Source organism: Shewanella sp. MTB7 (assembly GCF_027571385.1).
Lineage (GTDB): Bacteria > Pseudomonadota > Gammaproteobacteria > Enterobacterales > Shewanellaceae > Shewanella.
In genome coordinates this window covers 5,002,420-5,020,017 of record NZ_CP085636.1, presented here as the reverse complement: position 1 = coordinate 5,020,017, position 17,598 = coordinate 5,002,420, and the positions used below count along the sequence as shown (strand labels likewise).

13 protein-coding genes and 3 pseudogenes are annotated in these 17,598 nt (G+C 40.7%); 10 read left to right on the top strand and 6 right to left on the bottom strand.

Annotated features, from left to right (window positions below; all coding sequences use genetic code 11):
- Positions 1-161 precede the first annotated feature (161 nt).
- The 4 genes and pseudogenes from HWQ47_RS21860 to HWQ47_RS21845 all read left to right on the top strand — a co-directional run.
- The gene (locus HWQ47_RS21860) at positions 162-3,962 is read left to right on the top strand and encodes a S8 family serine peptidase (RefSeq protein ID WP_269968110.1); all 3,801 of its coding nucleotides are present in this window, start codon (positions 162-164) and stop codon (positions 3,960-3,962) included.
- A gap of 125 nt (positions 3,963-4,087) precedes the next feature.
- Positions 4,088-4,712 (top strand): annotated as a pseudogene (locus HWQ47_RS21855) (IS4 family transposase); the annotation flags it as partial.
- A gap of 34 nt (positions 4,713-4,746) precedes the next feature.
- Positions 4,747-5,805, top strand: a pseudogene (locus HWQ47_RS21850) (IS630 family transposase).
- A 10-nt stretch (positions 5,806-5,815) separates the two neighbouring features.
- A pseudogene (locus HWQ47_RS21845) lies at positions 5,816-6,508 on the top strand (IS4 family transposase); the annotation flags it as partial.
- A 97-nt stretch (positions 6,509-6,605) separates the two neighbouring features.
- Here HWQ47_RS21845 and asnC read toward each other — a convergent pair.
- Both asnC and rluA read right to left on the bottom strand, forming a co-directional pair.
- Positions 6,606-7,067, bottom strand: coding sequence for a transcriptional regulator AsnC (gene asnC, locus HWQ47_RS21840; RefSeq protein ID WP_269968109.1), 462 nt, complete (start codon positions 7,065-7,067; stop codon positions 6,606-6,608).
- A gap of 162 nt (positions 7,068-7,229) precedes the next feature.
- The gene (rluA, locus tag HWQ47_RS21835; RefSeq protein WP_269968108.1) at positions 7,230-7,907 is read right to left on the bottom strand and encodes a bifunctional tRNA pseudouridine(32) synthase/23S rRNA pseudouridine(746) synthase RluA; all 678 of its coding nucleotides are present in this window, start codon (positions 7,905-7,907) and stop codon (positions 7,230-7,232) included.
- A 223-nt stretch (positions 7,908-8,130) separates the two neighbouring features.
- Here rluA and HWQ47_RS21830 point away from each other — a divergent pair, with 223 nt between their 5' ends.
- Positions 8,131-10,320: a winged helix-turn-helix domain-containing protein gene (locus HWQ47_RS21830; RefSeq protein ID WP_269968107.1), complete on the top strand. Its 2,190-nt coding sequence runs from the start codon at positions 8,131-8,133 to the stop codon at positions 10,318-10,320.
- A 182-nt stretch (positions 10,321-10,502) separates the two neighbouring features.
- Entirely contained in the window at positions 10,503-10,745 is a 243-nt protein-coding gene (locus HWQ47_RS21825; RefSeq protein ID WP_269968106.1) for a hypothetical protein, read from the top strand.
- A 1,032-nt stretch (positions 10,746-11,777) separates the two neighbouring features.
- Here the strand turns inward: HWQ47_RS21825 and HWQ47_RS21820 are convergent.
- From HWQ47_RS21820 to HWQ47_RS21810, 3 genes are read right to left on the bottom strand one after another with little or no spacing between them, the layout of a single operon-like run.
- A complete protein-coding gene (locus HWQ47_RS21820) occupies positions 11,778-12,068 on the bottom strand; it encodes a hypothetical protein (RefSeq protein WP_269968105.1) in 291 nt (96 codons plus the stop codon).
- A gap of 44 nt (positions 12,069-12,112) precedes the next feature.
- On the bottom strand, positions 12,113-12,643 hold the full coding sequence (locus tag HWQ47_RS21815) for a class I SAM-dependent methyltransferase (protein ID WP_269968104.1): 531 nt from the start codon (positions 12,641-12,643) through the stop codon (positions 12,113-12,115).
- Entirely contained in the window at positions 12,618-13,028 is a 411-nt protein-coding gene (locus HWQ47_RS21810) for a hypothetical protein (RefSeq protein WP_269968103.1), read from the bottom strand. The genes HWQ47_RS21815 and HWQ47_RS21810 overlap by 26 nt, the downstream gene beginning before the upstream one ends.
- Positions 13,029-13,165: 137 nt before the next feature.
- Here HWQ47_RS21810 and HWQ47_RS21805 point away from each other — a divergent pair, with 137 nt between their 5' ends.
- On the top strand, positions 13,166-14,158 hold the full coding sequence (locus HWQ47_RS21805; protein WP_269968102.1) for a 2-hydroxyacid dehydrogenase: 993 nt from the start codon (positions 13,166-13,168) through the stop codon (positions 14,156-14,158).
- A 131-nt stretch (positions 14,159-14,289) separates the two neighbouring features.
- Positions 14,290-15,027, top strand: a complete 738-nt coding sequence (locus tag HWQ47_RS21800; RefSeq protein ID WP_269968101.1) for a dienelactone hydrolase family protein — start codon at positions 14,290-14,292, stop codon at positions 15,025-15,027.
- Positions 15,028-15,094: 67 nt separating this feature from the next.
- On the opposite strand, the gene HWQ47_RS21795 is transcribed toward HWQ47_RS21800, so the two are convergent.
- Positions 15,095-15,622, bottom strand: coding sequence for a DUF3332 domain-containing protein (locus HWQ47_RS21795; RefSeq protein ID WP_269968100.1), 528 nt, complete (start codon positions 15,620-15,622; stop codon positions 15,095-15,097).
- Between the two features lie 351 nt (positions 15,623-15,973).
- Here HWQ47_RS21795 and HWQ47_RS21790 point away from each other — a divergent pair, with 351 nt between their 5' ends.
- Together HWQ47_RS21790 and ahpC are read left to right on the top strand one after the other, a co-directional pair.
- Positions 15,974-16,717: a spermidine synthase gene (locus tag HWQ47_RS21790; protein WP_269968099.1), complete on the top strand. Its 744-nt coding sequence runs from the start codon at positions 15,974-15,976 to the stop codon at positions 16,715-16,717.
- Between the two features lie 178 nt (positions 16,718-16,895).
- Positions 16,896-17,465 (top strand): alkyl hydroperoxide reductase subunit C, encoded by a 570-nt coding sequence (gene ahpC / locus HWQ47_RS21785; protein ID WP_269968098.1) that lies wholly within the window; start codon positions 16,896-16,898, stop codon positions 17,463-17,465.
- Positions 17,466-17,598 lie beyond the last annotated feature (133 nt).

Genomic DNA, 17,598 nt, shown 5'->3' with positions numbered 1-17,598 from the left:
TATGTTTGCCGCGTTGTTGTTGTTGTGTTAAAAGGTAAGGTCTTTAGTTAAATCTGCTAATGATTTTCCTTTAATTTAGTATCTCTATCTGAGTAAGAAGAGAGCTGAGTAGTAAATATGGAATATAACAAAAACACTATAAAGTGTTAAGGAATTGACAAGTGAAAACTCAAATCGCAATTGCAGTATCTACTGCGTTACTCTCCATGTCTGTGAATGCTGTAGGATATTCAGATAACCACGTTAAAGTTGTAGCCTCCAAATCAGCTGACGTTAGGGCACAAATATCAGTTGTTGATTCTAAGCCAGTGACTAACACCCAAGTTATTCGTAGTCATGCAGTGTTTACGCCGGAAGTGAATCTTAGCTCAGGAACTTATAGATATTTTGTTCGTCTTATTGAAAACCCAGTTGCCCTTTATCAAGGTGGGATTGAAGGTTATGAGGCAACATCTTCTGACGCCGTTAAAGGTAAAAGCAGAAAGCTGGATGTAAATAGTAAGAATGTAAAGTCATACCGTTCGTTTCTAAACTCACGCCAAGACAGCGTAATATCTAAGGCTACATCTTTACTGGGTGAGTTGAATATAAAACAGAGAACAACATTAGCTTATAACGGTATGGTTGTTGAAATGACGCAAGATCAAGCTGCTAAGTTGGCTAAAGTTTCAGGGATTGCAAATATTCAAAGAGAAATTTTACGTAAAACGATGACAGATGCGGGACCTGCGATTATCAAAGGTCCAGCTGTATGGAGTGGTGAAGCGACTGGGACGGCAAGTAAAGGTGAAGGGATGATAGTTGGTATCATTGATACTGGTATCAACACTGACCACCCTTCTTTTGCTGATGTTGGCGGTGATGATTATGATCACACTAACCCATGGGGACAAGGTACTTATTCCGGTGATTGTGCTGGTGACTTTCCTGAGCTTTGTAATGATAAATTAATTGGTGTACATAGTTGGCCTGCTGTAACTGATGGCTATCTAGATTATGATCTAGATGTTCCTGCGAATGGTGAAGATCATAATGGCCATGGTTCTCATACATCAGGTACAACTGCGGGTAATGTTCTTTTAAATACTAATGTCCCTGATGTGGATGGCGGAGAAACGGGTGTCGTATTTGAGTCTATGTCAGGTGTTGCGCCACATGCGAACATTGTTTCTTACCAGGTATGTCTTCCAGGTGAAGATGATGATGTTGGATTTGCAGGTTGCTTGCCTTCACTAACCGTTCTAGCAGTAGAACATGCAATTGAAAATGGTGTTGATGCACTCAACTATTCCATTGGTGGCGGTTCAAGTAATCCATGGAATGATGCCGATGCGTTAGCCTTTTTATCTGCCCGTAAAGCGGGTATTCATGTTGCGACTTCTGCGGGTAACTCAGGTCCTGGACCTGAAACTGTTGGCTCTCCTGGAGATGCACCTTGGTTAACTACTGTTGCTGCTTATACTCATGATAGAGATTTCACTGAGAAAACCGTTGGCAGCTTTACTGGTGGTGATACAGAAGCTCCTAAAGATTTAACGGGTAAGGCGATGACAGGTGCATTTTCCGGTTCTATTGTTTATGCAGGTAACTTTGAAAATAGTAATGACCCTGATAGTGACTCAGCCCAGTGTTTGGAGCCGTTTCCTGAAAATACATTCGCAGCAGACACGATTGTAGTTTGTGATCGTGGTGCTATTGCTCGTGTTGATAAAGGGCGTAATGTAAAAGCGGGTGGCGCGTCAGCACTTGTGCTAGCAAACATACATGGTGAGGATGAGGCTACAAGCGTTGTTGCCGATGCTCATGTTTTACCTGCTATTCACATTGATGCTGATAACGGTGATGTGCTGCGAGCATGGTTGGCAAGCGGTGCAGAACATATGGCAAGTATCACGGGCACTGAAATTGAACATGATGATGAATTTGCACGTATTGCGGCAGAGTTTACTTCTCGAGGTCCGAATAAATCAGTTCCGGATGTAATCGCTCCATCAATTGCAGCTCCAGGTGTGAGCATTTTTGCCGCTTATGCTGATGATCAGTCTGATGCCTTTAAACAGTTTCCAGATCCGAATGATTATGGTTTCTTAAGTGGCACTTCTATGGCAAGCCCGCACATTGCTGGCTCATTAACATTGCTTGCCAGTATTCACCCTACGTGGACTCCTGCTGAAGTACAATCTGCCTTAATGATGACCGCTAACCAAACTACATTCAAAGACGATGGTGAGACGCCATCTGATTTCTTTGATATGGGAGCTGGTTTTGCTGATATAGAAGCCGCAGCGAAGTCTGGCTTAGTCATGGATGAGACCTATGTTAATTATGTGAAAGCAGATCCAGGGTTAAATGGACAGCCATCAGAGATTAATTTACCGACGATGGCGAATGCTAAATGTGTCAACACTTGTACTTGGACTCGTACTGTGAAAGCAACTAAAGCTGGCACATGGAACGCTAGCACTTTAGGTGTGGCCGATGGTTTGGTATTAAGTGTTTCTCCCGCTAGTTTCGAACTTGAAGTCGGTGCAACCCAAGAGTTAACCATAACTGCTGATACAACTTCAGCTAGTGCTGGCTGGAATTTTGCCAATATCAAACTTGTTAGTGATGGGATGCCTGAAGCTAAGTTACCTGTAGCGGTTAAATCTAATGGACATAACCTTCCTGATAGTTTGTCAATTACAGCAGGTCGTACAGAAGGCAGTATGACTTACACTGGCTTTGTCGCAAGTGATCTATCTGCGATGACAGCCGGAGTTTATGATAAAACATCGGATCTTGTTGAACCAACAATTGTAACGGTACCTGAAGATGATTTTGTAATAGTCGAAGTTGAATTTGCAGAATTAGTACCAAATGTCATATTTTCTACTTCTTCAGAAACTGCTCCGGATGTGGATCTTCGTATTTTCAACGGCTCTTTTGCTAAAATAGGAAGTAGCGCTGGAGCGGATTCGGATGAATCTGTCTCATTTACCGATCTGCCCGCTGGTACTTACTATGTAGTCGTTGATGGTTATAAAGCCTCAACTCCTGGTGGTTCGGATGACGTGACTGTGACTGTAACCTCTGTTGTAGCAGATGAAGCATCGTTAAGTAGTGATGTATCGGTAACAGTAGCAGAAGATGAAGGTGAGTTTAGTCTTACTTTTGATTGGGATACTGATAAGAACTCTTCAGGTATTTTGATTCTTGAGTCTGGCGATAAGAGCGCCATGATACAAGTACCATATAGCCTTGTTCGTAAAGATGATGTTAGTCATATAACCAACTTATCAGATGCTATGGCTGCAGGTAAGGCGAGCAGAGTGAGCTTTGATGTTGAGCCTAACTTCTCAGATGAAGATAAGGTATATACGTTTACAGCCCAAATGTCCGCGGGTCATAAGGTGGAAAATATTTCTGATGAGGGAACTCAAGAAGGAAATACGATTACTTGGAGTGTGACTCAATCTGCAGCTTCAGGTGAGAGTTTATCTGCTGGTTTTGACTTAATACCAACAAAAGCAGGTGATGCGTTCGCGTTGAAACTAACCAATGAACTAGGTTCTGATCTTGTTGAAGAGACTATTAAGTTTGGTGTAATGGAAATGGTGCCAGTTGCTATGATTGATGCGCCTTCGAGCGTTACTGATACAGCAAGCATTACTCTTGATGGGAGTGCTTCTTATGATGGCAACGATGATGCACTAACTTATGCGTGGAAACAAACGGGTGGCGTACTCGTAGCACTAGGATCAACGGGCAAAAGTGTTACTTTCGATGCTCCAGAGGTTGATAGTCAAGGAACTGTATTGTCATTTGAACTAACCGTTTCTGATGGAAATGGGAATTCAAATACGAAAATGACATCAGTTACTGTTACTGACACCTTGAACTTTGATGAAGGTGGCTCTATGGGTTGGATTGCAACCTTGCTACTTCCACTTGTTTGGATTAGACGTAAATTTCAAGGTTAATTTGTTTGACTAAAAAAAAGGCTAACGAGAGTTCAATGCCGATCATTTAGTGATTTATCGATCGGTTGACTGATCTTCTAGATGCTTCAGAATCTGAGTCCTATCTCTAGGTCTCGGATTTTTTTATGCATGTTTCTCAAGCTTTTGACATCATCAACCAACTCAAACCTCATCACGTTGAAACCCTCGCTGACTTACTCCCTCTAGAATAGATAGAGGAAGCGTATGCATTGACTGAAACGGTAACGCTTGTAAAACGTAAATTAACATTAGAATCAATGAGTTGCCTTGTCATCGGGATGGCTATTTATAACAATAATCCCATGGCTCACATTGTTAATATGCTCGATGTCGTCGATAGAGAGGGCAAGCCATTTGTCGCTCCTAGCGCCTTAACTCAACGACGAAAAGATCTAGGTGAAGCAAGCAATGAAAGCGCTGTTTGAGTGTACTCAAGCTCATTGGAATCGTGAAGCTCTACATCCAGCTTGGAATGGACTGATGTTACTAGGAGTCGATGGTGTAGTGTGGCGAACGGAAGATACACCTGATAATGCAGAGGTATTCACTACGCCTAAAAACACTCAATATCCTCAAGTCCGTATGGTCTGCCAAATGGAATTGAGTAGCCAGCTTATTACCGCCAGTGCTTTTGATGATTATGCTGTTAACGAGATGATTTTGGCTGAGAAACTTATCGATTCGACTCCAGACCATAGTCTGACACTGTTCGATCGAGGCTTTTATACCAATCAGTAAAGAGTTGTGATCTAATAGGAACACCATAAATCACCCGTATTCCTTTTTGAAAAACTACACCTCAGAAGAGATCTTAGCCCTATCTAGAGCAGAAAAGGACCCTCGCAAACGGATCCGATTATTGGCAGTGTCATTATTTCTAGAAGGGCACAGCCGAACAGAAGTCACCAATAGACTTAAAGTCGCCCGTGGCAGTGCGAATACATGGGTAGCAAAATATCTTACTCATGGCCTCAAAGGATTGGATGCTAAAAAGAATAAAGGAAGAGATAGCTACCTTACTAAACAGCAAAAACAACAGCTTAGCACCCATATAGAAGCAAGTTGTCTGAAACCTCTGGTGGCAGACTGACAGGTGATGACATCCGAAAATATATTCAGCACCATTTTGATGTTGATTATCACCCTAATGCTATTTATAAACTATTGACTCAGCTGAGCTTTAGCTGGATAACCAGCCGTTCCAAGCACCCCAAACAATCACCTGAAGCCCAAACGGCTTTTAAAAAAGTTCCAACTGGAAACGATCCTTAACATCCCAGGTAGTGTGGCACTTGAGCAGGTCGATATCTGGTTCCAAGATGAAGCGAGATTTGGCCAACAAAATACCACGACACGCTTATGGGCGAGAAAAGGGACGCGTCCAAGAGCTGTGCGTCAGCAACAATTTGAATATGTTCATTTCTTTGGGGCTGTTTGTCCACAAACAGGAGAAACTGAAGCGCTAATTACGCCATACCTCAGTAAGGATATTATGCGCCAACATCTCTCGCTGATATCCCAAAGAACAAAGTCTGGTCGACACGCTGTTGTAGTGATGGATGGTGCTGGTTGGCATACCGATGATATTGCGGATGAATTTAACAATCTTAGTATCATCAAATTACCTCCATATTCGCCAGAGCTAAATCCCATAGAACAAGTCTGGAGTTGGTTACGACAGCATCATCTAGCTAATCGCAGTTTCAAAGGTTATGAGAATATAGTGGATGAGTGTTCAACTGCTTGGAATGACTTTATCAGCGACACTAAAAGGGTTATGTCATTGTGTCAAAGAGACTGGGCAAGAATGACTAATTGTTAAGATGGAATGGTATTCTTCACTTGGACTGCTGTATCAATGGCAAACCACTGGTATTGAACGACACTGGCTGATCCCCTTGAAGAAAAATGTCCAATATGAGGTGATCCGCAGCTTGGGACACAACGATAAGATCGTCCAGTTAAAAAGTAATCCACATGCCCGAAAACGCTGGGCTGAGTTGCCAAATGAGCTGGAAGTGCGGTTAATAAGTCGAAAGATTAATGGCAAAGAATACTCGGTTTTGACCTCAATGACAGATCCGATGCGCTATTCCGTTACAGACATCGCTGACCTATATGCACATAGATGGGAAATAGAATTGGGTTATCGCGAGCAGAAGCAATACATGCTAGGCAATCGATTAACGTTGAGAAGTCGACTACCAGAGCTCGTTAAGCAGGAGTTGTGGGGGATCTTACTCACCTACAATTACAATTTAGTACGCTATCAAATGGTGAAAATGTGCCATCAACTTAAAGGGGATTACCTCCCTTATCAGTTGAGTTTTAATGGTTCTTTAGCTCATATTTTTAGGCTGCTAGTAGGCTTACCCTACTCCACACCAGGTGCCATTCCTGGACAGCTTAAGTACTTCTACGACATGGCTGAGAGTCTGATTTTAGCGCCTCGACGAATACGGTCTTTTCCTAGAATGGTCAAGCGCAGACCTCAGAGATACGCCAGAAATAAAAAATGCCAGTAAGCTTAACTTACCGGAATTGCTAACGAGAGTTAGCCTTTTTTTGCTGGTAAATTAAAGTAGCAAGAGAGTGTATGTTTTTCATCTGCCTCAATGGCTATTAAGGCTTCACAGCCCTAACAATAGGGTTCTGCAGGCTTATTAATGTTTCTGTTGACTGAATTTCATCGATTGATTGAATACGGTTGATCAGCACATGCTGCAATCCATCAATGGATTGGCACATAACCTTTACAAAAACGCTGTAGTTGCCCGTTGTATAATATGCTTCAACGACTTCCTCTAACGCATTTAGTTTAGATATCGCAGCTGGATAATCGCCGGCACTCTTCAAATTTATGCCGATAAAGCAGCATACATCATAGCCAAGGGCCTTAGGGTCTACGGTAATTTGTGCTCCAGTGATAATGCCAGCCTGTTTCATTTTTTCAACACGAACATGGATGGTACCGGCACTGACACTGAAACGTTTAGCCAACTCGGCAAAAGGAGTACGTGCCTCCGCCATCAGTGCTGATAATATCTGATTATCAAGTTGATCTCTTTGGAATGAAGTATCCATGGTGGTTAGCTTATTTATATGATGATTAGTGGCTAATTTACGTCTTTTTATAAGAAAAGGCTATTGAAATTCATCATTTGATAATAAATACCTTGTTGTATTATGAAGTAGTGGTTATTGCTGTAGGACGTTAATACTCTCAGGTAGTTTGGGTATACCGTATTATTGTTGTCCCTCTGGCTCCATAAAGGGGACATTACAACGGAAGGACAACTCCTTTCCCGAGTATGGTTGTTTTATGGTTAACTCATGGGCATGCAATAACAATCGAGAGGCTAATCTTTTTGCTAATGGGTCAGCATAGAAGTTATCACCTAATATTGGATGACCTATGGCAAGCATATGTACTCTTAACTGATGAGAACGTCCTGTGATTGGCGTCAGCCTTACCAAGGTTGAACGTTTTGCTCTACTGATAACCTTATAGTGTGTTAATGATGGTTTTCCTGATTTATGGTCAACCTTCTGTTTTGGGCGGTTTGGCCAGTCACATATAAGTGGAAGCTCAATGGTGCCAGTCCCCTCTTTTATATGACCAGCGACTCTCGCGTAATAAGTTTTTTTGGTCTCTCTATCCCTAAATTGTCTCTTAAGCTCTTTTTCTGCATTTCGTCTTAATGCGAGCACTATGACGCCGGATGTGGACATGTCGAGCCTATGAACAACTTGTGCATTTGGATATTCAGCGAGAACACGGGCATAAATGCTATCTCTATGAGCTGGATCTCGTCCCGGGACAGAGAGTAAACCTGAAGGCTTATTGACAACTAAAATATCTTTGTCTTGGTAAAGGATGTCAAGCCAAGGTGTTGTGGGCGGCGAGTAGATAAAGTCAGACATTAAAAGAACCTTAGTAAAAGTGCGCAGCAAAGATACCCGCAGGTGAGGAGGTGAAGCAAGTAAAAAAAGATACTGTTACATACTCTCTCAATGTTAATAAGTGAATTATCTGTTAATGGTGTTGATTTCATTTGCTTGTCTTGCTCTAATTTGATGTTCTTGTCTGTACTCTTTGGACTCTTATGTTGTTATTTATTCTTTTAAGCTAATAAGCGAGCCATTAATGTTAAATCGAACTCGATATCGATTGGCTGATAAGGTTGTCGATCCGGCGCAATGCACCATTTTAAGCGGAGATAACTTGCTCAAAGTGGAGTTAAGGGCGATGCAGGTACTGCTATGCCTGATAAACCATGCTGGGGAACCTGTGAGTCGGGATATGTTGCTGGATGAGGTCTGGTCTGGTGGGGAAGTGTCAGATAACGCTATCAATCGCATTATAGGCATATTAAGAAATCAACTTGGCGATAATGCAAAATCGCCACATTTTATCAAAACCTTACCTAAAGTGGGTTATGTATTAATTGCCCCTATTACTTTACTCAAAGAGATCACCAAGCATGAGAAGTTTGCTACTGAAGTGATTGCCGGTACTGAACTTGATAATGTAGAGAGTAAGAGACAAGTCTTTAAACGTAGCTTGTTTGCCACCTTGTATCATCATGCTGGGAAAACAGCATTGTTATTAACCGGACTTTTGTCGCTGCTTATCTTCTCCGTTTACCAAATTACTCATCATACCACTATCGATAATACGCAACATGTTAAGACAGAGCTAAAACGTCTTACTTATCTCGATGGGCAAGAGCTATCGCCTATGCTCTCGGCTGATGGCAAATATTTGACCTATGCGAAACGAGACTTAGGTGAGAAAAGCTGGCGTATAGGTTTGATGACATTAGATAATCGTAAAACTCACTTTCTTGAAGATTCGTTTGATAGTCAGGGTTATCCAGCTTTTAGCCCTGATGGCAGTAAAATTGCTTATCTTTCCTTTAATCTCATCGGTGGCTGTCAAATTAATATGGTGGAGGTACGTGATGGACAATTTGGAGAAGTAAGTAAGATCACCGACTGTAAAAGTATCATCCAGAGTACTAGTATAGTCTGGCACCCTTCAGGCAAGAGCATTTTCTATTCTGATGAAGATCATGGAAAAAACTTTCTTAGTGAAAAAATGTTGTTTTCTATCGATATTACTGGGGCTAATAAAAAGCAGTTGAGTCAACCATACTCCATTGGTGGTGGCGATTACTCTCTCAGTCTCTCACCAAATGGTCGTTATTTGGCGGTAGTTAGAAATGTTCGCTGGTATCAGGTACAGGTGATGTTGCTGTCTTTGGACACTGGGAACTGGCAAAAACTATTTATGCTCGATCTTGCTCTGCATACAGTAGCTTGGAGCCATGATAGTGAGTCTTTGATCTATCGCGGGGAAGGGTTGAATTTGATGCGCTATATCATAGAGTCAAAAACACACTCCCAACTAACTAATATATTACAGCCTGTTTTTTCACCTGTTTCTAACCAGAAAGGAGATGTTGTTGCTGTATTAGGGCAATTGTACGATGGAGAAATTTGGCGATTACCCTCTTCGTTGAAATCAGGAAGTGCATCAACGGATGATAAAATACAGCATGATTGGTCTCGCTTTATAGCTTCGAATGGGGATGACTCTCGTCCAACTATCAGTTTAGACGGGAAACATCTGGCTTTTGTATCCACTCGTACAGGAGAGCCGCAAATTTGGTTAAAATCAAAAGGTGGTACCGAATCTCAGTTAACTCAATTTAAAGATATAAGTTTTATTAGACATATTAAATTTTCGGTTGATGGAACTCAGATATTGGGTCGCAACAATCATCAACCTTTTATCTATGATTTAAATAGTCATACAACTCAGTATATTGATATCCAGGGTCAACATGAGTTGTATGGCGTTGCTTGGGGTCCTGATAATCAAACTATTATGGCTTCATTTGATATTTTGGGTAGGCCATCACTTAGGTTAGTAGATATCAAGTCTGGGGATATATCAAATACTTTAGCTGAAGGAGTTGAATTTGGTCAGTTTTCTAGTACTGGACAGCTATTTTTTACTCAAAGAGCAAAGGATGGCCTATGGACCTTAGATAATGATGAAGTGAAACTAATTCATGAAGAGTTTACCGTTATGCTTGATATGTCGTGGACCATAGTTGATCAATATGTTTACAACTTAACTTACCGAGAAGGGCATATAGATATCGATCGCATTAACCTTAAAACGGGAGAGCGAATTATTATGAATTCTGGCAACGGATCGCAGGCGATAGCAATTGCACAAGCAATAGCTGTCGATAGAGAAGGAGTAATATACTTAGGGAGTTTCCACGAAAGTTATACCAATATTGTGAAGTTAAACTATAGGTAGCATGCTTGTGCATACTCCTTGGGTAATCACTTAAATAGTTGATTTTATTAAGTGTTATTTTTTCATAATCTTTTTATTATGTTTTTGGCCGTATGAAATTGTAAGTTGTATAGTTGGTTGAATAATTTTATTGGCTAGAAAATTATTTGCATTTAGATAATTAGATATTTTGAGGACTAAACATGAAGATTTCAACAATGAATATGTTTTTTAAGGCTGTAGTACTAAGTGCTGTATGCGTTTCAGGGATGACTGTAGCTGTAGTAAATGATGACGTGGTGGTTGAAAACAAATACCAACTTGGCTTTGAACAGCAAAATATTGGTCAGAATGAATATGATAAAGCAGAGGATGAAGTGGTCATTATACCAACAGCTGGCTGTCCAATGAGACCGTGCCCAGGATCTTGGTTAGAAGTAAACTAATAAAGTTTTTATGAGTAGTGTTCAGTGGAGAACATACTCATTATTGAACCGCTAGTTTAATAGTCAGAATTTATTTCAAAGAAATTTTCATTTCTCTTTTATTTGGTGTGGCTGATAACATTTGCTTATTTACATTTAAGCTTAGTTTGAGGTTGCACTTCTTCTTTATTTTCCTTATTGATAATAATTTATTTACAAGTTTCGTAGAGTTATCAAACTATATCATTAGTTCACCCTCCAGCCCCAAAGCGTTATCGTTAAACTTTTAAGTAGGCCATTTTTCTTAAATGGGTTCTTTGTTTACTTAACACCATCTTGTATTTGGATCCGTTATTTTCAATGTATATCAAATCATCAAATAGAATGCCGATATAATCCTTTGATTTTACTTATAATCACTTTTTAATCATTTTTTTGTTATGACTCATTACTCTTCCAGTTGTAGTTTTGTAGTCAGACAGGTTAACTCGGTAAGTTCAATGATTAGGTCGACTTTTAATCTAACTTTACCCTGGGTTTCATCACTGGTTTTCTACAATAAAAGGAAATAATCAATATTTAGAAGTGTCGTATATTTCATTGTCTGGTCCACAATTGAGATAACTGGATAGTACATATAGTTAGGTTTGACAACTTAGATCTGAGTTAGGTCTTTATTGCCTACAAACTATAGGTATTAGCGTGACAGTTTTGAGTATGGGTTTGTTTCTGTAGTAGCTAAGTGGTTTATTAATTGTGATCACCTTAATCAGAACACTGATTAACCTGTCTCCCTATTTTTTACTGAAAATTGAAGTGAAATTTTGTCCATTATAGATGTTTTGCTAGCGTTTAATTTTGTTGACTTTACTTTTATGAGGTTGAACTGACTAAGTTTCTCACTGCGGCTTAAGTCAAGTTTTTCATCATGGGAAGTAAGTTGTTAGATTATAGTCATCTCCCTTTAGACATAGGGGTGCTTCAATTGAGCACTCCTTTTTTTTTGCGCGTAAATAATCTAAATTTTAGATGAGTTGCTATCTCATCAGAGACTTATGAGAATCCATTGCCGTTGACGTGCATTAAAGAAAATGTCCAAACGACGAATGATAAGGCGATATGGATAAAAGCATACACACCTTGATCTAACCTCTCCATCCCCTTGGCTTGCCAGATTAGTTGACCGTGCAGCAATATTATTAAGGGAAATAGGGCTAGCAGCAGGTAGAAGGCGATTGAACTATTGTCACCTAAGAGTAACCGGCTAAGGAGAGACCAGAACACCATAAAGGTTGTAAGAATAGGTGGTGTAGCTTGTCGATACTGTTCTGGGTAGGGAAACATGAGCGTCCTTATTTTACTCGATAAATGATAATTATTTTGACGTTCTAGCTGGGTTTGCGTGCAATCAATTGAGCTTTTTTACTCATGTGAGTATTATTAAACACCTCCCCTTCAAAGTAATGTAAGCAGGTCCAATTATCAAATTCAAACTTAAGTTCACCTTGTTTAAGCAGAAACTTAGGGTTCTTTGGGCGGCCGATTTCAGCTTGTTTATCGATGAAAGTTTCATAGATAATTAGACCTCCGGGTTTTACGGCTGATCTAATTTGTGAGAAAAGAGGCCTATGCAGGTAGTTAAAGACGAGAATGAGGTCATACTCTGCAACGGGAAGCTCTGGTGCTGATGTGTCTTCTAAGTCCCATTGCAGAAATTGCTGAGTTGCAGGCTGTTCAATGAGCTCCGCGAATGATCTGTCTATAAAAGTCACTTGATGGCCACGCTTAGCAAACCAAAGACCATTTCTGCCGTTACCACAGGCCAAGTCGAGTACTTTTTTGTGTCCAGCTTCTTGTTTAAATTCTTCGAATTCGGTAACTAAGCTAGATGCTTTAACCTTTAACTTCTTTTCTTCCATCGATTCTTCGTCCATGAATAATTGAAAAATGACGTAATCCTGCCGGACCATGAGATACCATAACTGAGAGTAACAGTACGATGATCAAGAGTTCAGGTTTATACTGAGCAAGGGGAATGAAGAGTAGCAACAAACCAAGTTTTGCGAGTGTTAGTACTCCCTTCAGCTGAATCAACCAACGCCAGTCTCTGACGATCTCCCATATCATCATTAGGGAACCTGAAGCCATGGCCATACACCAATAGTAGATCCACTTATCTTGTGGGACGCCTAAAAGTATTCCGCCGCCAGCACCTGTGATCCCGAGAATATGTATGGCTCTTAGGCTCGTTTTGCTTAGTCTTTGTAACCAGAACTGCTTTTCTGTGAGTTTAGATTTAGCCATGATGATGCAAAAGTTATTTGAGTTGCCGTAAGCTTATCAGGATTTTGTATGCTGTGAAGCCCTGTATTTCTGACGGATGAATTTAAGCCTGATTTCGGTTAAACTCTTAGCCAATAGAATGGATTTAGGGGGTAAAAATGAGAATTGGATTCTTCAGTGCTAAGCACTATGATATTGAGCATTTTGATCGTACTAATCAGGCTTTCGGTGCGGAAATCGAATATTTTGATCATCGTTTATGCATGCAATCTGTAAAGCTAGCTCATGGATTTGAGGCTATCTGTGCATTTGTAAATGACTCTTTATGTGAAGAGGTCTTAGTTGAGCTTGCTAAGAACGGTACTAAGGTTATTGCCATGCGATGTGCTGGTTTTAATAATGTAGATCTTGTTGCTGCTAAGCGTTTAGGTTTGCGGGTGGTCAATGTTCCTGCCTATTCGCCGGAGTCTGTTGCCGAGCATACTATAGCCTTAATGCTAACTTTGAATAGAAAAGTGCATAAAGCTTACCAGAGAACTCGCGATGCTAATTTCTCACTTGAGGGTTTAGTTGGATTTAACATGCATAATCGTACAGTGGGTGTCATCGGTACGGGAAAAATTGGCTTAGCGACTATCAGAATACTCTTAGGTTTTGGCTGTAAGGTCTTAGCTTATGATCCATATCCTAATTCGGAAGTTATAAAACTAGCTGTTGAGTATGTCTCCCTTGATGAACTTTATCCTCATTGCGATATCATCACATTACACTGTCCTCTAACACCTGATAATCATCATCTGCTTTGCAGCGAAAGCTTTGATAAGATGAAGCCAGGAGTGATGGTGATCAACACCAGTCGAGGTGGGTTACTTAATGCATTGGATGCGATGGAAGCATTAAAACAAGGACTGATAGGTTCACTGGGTTTAGATGTCTATGAGAATGAGAAATCTCTGTTCTTTGAAGATAAGTCTAATGAGATCATTCAAGATGATGTATTTAGGCGCTTATCAGCCTGTCATAATGTGATCTTTACTGGCCATCAGGCCTTTTTAACTGTCGAAGCTTTGGGCGCAATTGCACATACAAGTTTAACCAATGTGAAGCAGCTACTTTCAGGGGAAGTTTGCTCCAATGAATTACACTCGTGATCATACGTACTCTTGATACATCATTATGACGAGTTAGTATGATAGAATTTGAATTATCACAGTATAATAACTGACAAGTTAAACCTTGGCTGATAGATTGGGTATCCGATATCAGCCAGAGTTTTTATATTATGATGGTCACCCAAGAAGTTCACGATATTCCCACTGCTACTGGGTTGATGCGAACCTATCTTTATCGTCCCAATGAAGAGGGACAGTTTCCTACTATTTTGTTTTATTCTGAGATTTTTCAACAGACAGATCCCATTGCAAGAGCGGCTACTATCATGGCCGGACATGGTTTTGTGGTACTTGTTCCTGAAGTGTTTCACGAGCTTAATCCCATTGGAACAGTGCTTGCTTATGATGATGCAGGTAAAGATAAAGGCAATGAAGATAAGTTTGCTAAACCATTAGAAAGTCATGATTCAGATACCGAAGCATTAGTTCAATTTGCTAGAAGTCAGCCTTTTTGTACTAGTCAGCTTGGCAGTATGGGAGTCTGTATCGGCGGACATTTAGCTTACCGCGCTGCAATAAATCCTGATATCTCGGCCGCTTTTTGTTTATATGCGACTGACATTCACTCGAGTACCCTACCTAGTGGTGAAGGCAATGATTCTTTATCCAGAACTGAGGATATTCAGGGTGAGCTAGTGATGGTGTGGGGCAAGCAAGACCCGCATGTTTCCAGTGAGGGACGTAAACGAATATATGCTCAGTTAGATAATACTGGTCGAACGTTTACCTGGTTAGAAGTTAATGCACAGCATGCTTTTATGCGCGATAGTGAGAGTCGATACGATCCCGCCTTAGCTATTCTGATGTACCTTCAAGCGGTGGCCTTTTTTCATCGGCTATTAGGTTAATGTTAGATGAAGCCGTTTAAAGTGTAAGAGTCATTATTTGGACGATGACTCTTACTGCGACTAATGCTTAGCCTTGATTGCTGTAGTTAGCAAGGTCTTGCACACTCACTCGAGCGATGAATTCATTATCAAGGTAAAAATCAACCTGTTCTCCACTCTTCTTTCCTGACATTAGCTGTTGGCTGCCATCATCGAAATTCAGCGTCATGACTAAGGTGTCATCTCCTGTCGCTTCCATTGTCGCGTTGGTCAGTTTAATTTCAGGTAGTGGCGCTTTAGTTAGTTCTTTATTGAGGTGAGAGTTAACCTTAAAGATCGCTTCAACAGGCATATCAACAACGGCAGGGGAGCGTTGGGTGATTGGGTTTGTACCAGTCCAGAATTCAACGCTATTGAATATGAAAAGATCGGCAGTAGCGGTTAAACCATAAACTGGGCTAAGCAGGATAAATAAGCCAGCACGGCCATAACGATTATCTACAGCACTTAAGTTGCCTTTGGTGACCATCGCGCTTAATCCCATTTGTCCCATACATCCTGAGAGTTGAGTGGTTAATAGAGCTGCAAGTGTGATAGAGATTAATGTCTTTTTCATGATTTTCTTAGTTGATGGGAAAGCGAGCAGATTGTAATGATTAGATTTTTATTGTTGGAGACCTACATCACATATCTTGGTTGAATATTGGTGGTGATTGCTAAAGTAGTTGTGGTGAATGTTATGTACTGAATGTGATTGCGCTTATATTGGTGTTAATGGCTTATTTCTTCATCGTTGACTGTTTTCTTCTTAACGCTCGTATCTTAATCGCTAACGGTAATAATCTAGATTGATAGACATAAAATCAAAATGTTTGGGTGGGTTCTCATCGTTTTTTGGCGCATACTACGCGGCCTAATTTGGGGCAAGAAAACGATAACAGAACTGTGACAGAACTATGGCTGCACTATGACAGAACTTGAAATACTATATCAGAGCGAAGATGAGTATGGCCCTTTGTTGGTGCTAGATGACAAACATATGCGCGTGCTCTCTTTTGGTGATAATGATGAACAGAGCAAGTTACTTAAGGCTGAGCCTCATCTGCCGCAACATACTTATGTGCAAGCGATGTTACTGGTACTTCTGTTTATCAAACCTAAGCGGGTGATCATTCTTGGCTTAGGTGGCGGTGGACTTATACATGCACTGCGTCACTACGATACCGGCATTAAAGTCACCGCAGTTGAGCTAAGGTCTCAAGTCATCGATATTGCAAAACGTTTTTTTCAACTACCTATTGGAAAAAAACTGACGTTAATTCATCAAGATGCTGCTGAATTTTTGACGCAAGCAGATCACAAGAAAGCTGATGTTATTTTTGCCGACATATACGGTGCGGATGGGGTTGATGAAAGTCAGTTGTCAGAAGGCTTTATAAAAAACGCCGCTGCAATGATTAAAACCGATGGCTTTCTTGTCCTAAACTGCTGGAAAGAACATAGCCAAAACCGGGAGTTACTGCAATTGCTGCAAACTTACTTCTGTGAAGTTAGAGCATGTTTGACTGGCGGTGGCAATTGGGTTGTATTTGCTAGTAAATCTAAAAGAGATATCTCAGGTAGCGGAATGAGAGCTAAGGCTCATGGGTTATCACTACAATTAGATTTTACCTTGAGCCGCTCTTTGACTCGGTTCGATTACTGGGTATAGCCTGCTTATACCTTGTAATATCTCTATTTGAAACTGTTGTTCGGATAAATCGATTAGAACAACAGTTTTTATCCGTTATACTTAATTTTAGTTCCTGGTTATTATCTTCACATCGAAAACAAACTGACCGTTACACCTTAGTCAGGCGAATGAATTAATAATCTTTTTGGAGCTTTAAATGAATCAATCTATCATCAATACTGAAATCAAGCCTTTCTCTGCAACTGCATTCCACAAGGGTGAGTTTGTACCAGTTTCTGAGCAAGACCTACTAGGCCAGTGGTCTGTTGTTTTCTTCTACCCTGCTGATTTCACGTTTGTATGTCCAACAGAATTAGGGGACATGGCTGACCATTACGAGAAGCTACAAGGTATGGGCGTTGAAGTTTACTCAGTATCGACCGATACTCACTTTACTCACAAAGCATGGCACGATACTTCGGATACTATCAACAAGATTCAGTACCCAATGATCGGTGACCCAACAGGCGCTATCACTCGTAACTTCGGTGTCATGATTGAAGCAGATGGTTTAGCACTTCGCGGCACATTCGTTATCAATCCAGAAGGCCAAATCAAGGTCTGTGAAGTTCATGATTTGGGTATCGGTCGTAGCGCTGCAGAGCTAGTGCGTAAGATTCAAGCTGCTCAGTATGTTGCAACTCACGACGGTGAAGTTTGTCCAGCAGCATGGCAGCCAGGTGCAGAAACACTAGCACCATCATTAGACCTAGTGGGTAAAATCTAATTTAACCTATTGCTGGTAGCGGCTTCATCTCCAAACTACCAGCCACTGAGGTGAAAGATTAGCTTTACACTTCAGTGCTCTTTTATCTATGCCCAAATAAGCTCAGCTCCCCCTGTCAGTCTGAGCTTATTTT

Bases quoted from the DNA above. Each gene is read 5' to 3' on its own strand.
- HWQ47_RS21830 (WP_269968107.1), top strand. From the start codon at position 8,131: ATGTTAAATCGAACTCGATATCGATTGGCTGATAAGGTTGTCGATCCG.
- HWQ47_RS21825 (WP_269968106.1), top strand. From the start codon at position 10,503: ATGAAGATTTCAACAATGAATATGTTTTTTAAGGCTGTAGTACTAAGT.
- HWQ47_RS21800 (WP_269968101.1), top strand. From the start codon at position 14,290: ATGATGGTCACCCAAGAAGTTCACGATATTCCCACTGCTACTGGGTTG.
- HWQ47_RS21810 (WP_269968103.1), bottom strand. From the start codon at position 13,028: ATGGCTAAATCTAAACTCACAGAAAAGCAGTTCTGGTTACAAAGACTA.
- HWQ47_RS21820 (WP_269968105.1), bottom strand. From the start codon at position 12,068: ATGTTTCCCTACCCAGAACAGTATCGACAAGCTACACCACCTATTCTT.
- asnC (WP_269968109.1), bottom strand. From the start codon at position 7,067: ATGGATACTTCATTCCAAAGAGATCAACTTGATAATCAGATATTATCA.
- rluA (WP_269968108.1), bottom strand. From the start codon at position 7,907: ATGTCTGACTTTATCTACTCGCCGCCCACAACACCTTGGCTTGACATC.
- HWQ47_RS21815 (WP_269968104.1), bottom strand. From the start codon at position 12,643: ATGGAAGAAAAGAAGTTAAAGGTTAAAGCATCTAGCTTAGTTACCGAA.
- HWQ47_RS21795 (WP_269968100.1), bottom strand. From the start codon at position 15,622: ATGAAAAAGACATTAATCTCTATCACACTTGCAGCTCTATTAACCACT.
- HWQ47_RS21790 (WP_269968099.1), top strand. From the start codon at position 15,974: ATGACAGAACTTGAAATACTATATCAGAGCGAAGATGAGTATGGCCCT.
- ahpC (WP_269968098.1), top strand. From the start codon at position 16,896: ATGAATCAATCTATCATCAATACTGAAATCAAGCCTTTCTCTGCAACT.
- HWQ47_RS21805 (WP_269968102.1), top strand. From the start codon at position 13,166: ATGAGAATTGGATTCTTCAGTGCTAAGCACTATGATATTGAGCATTTT.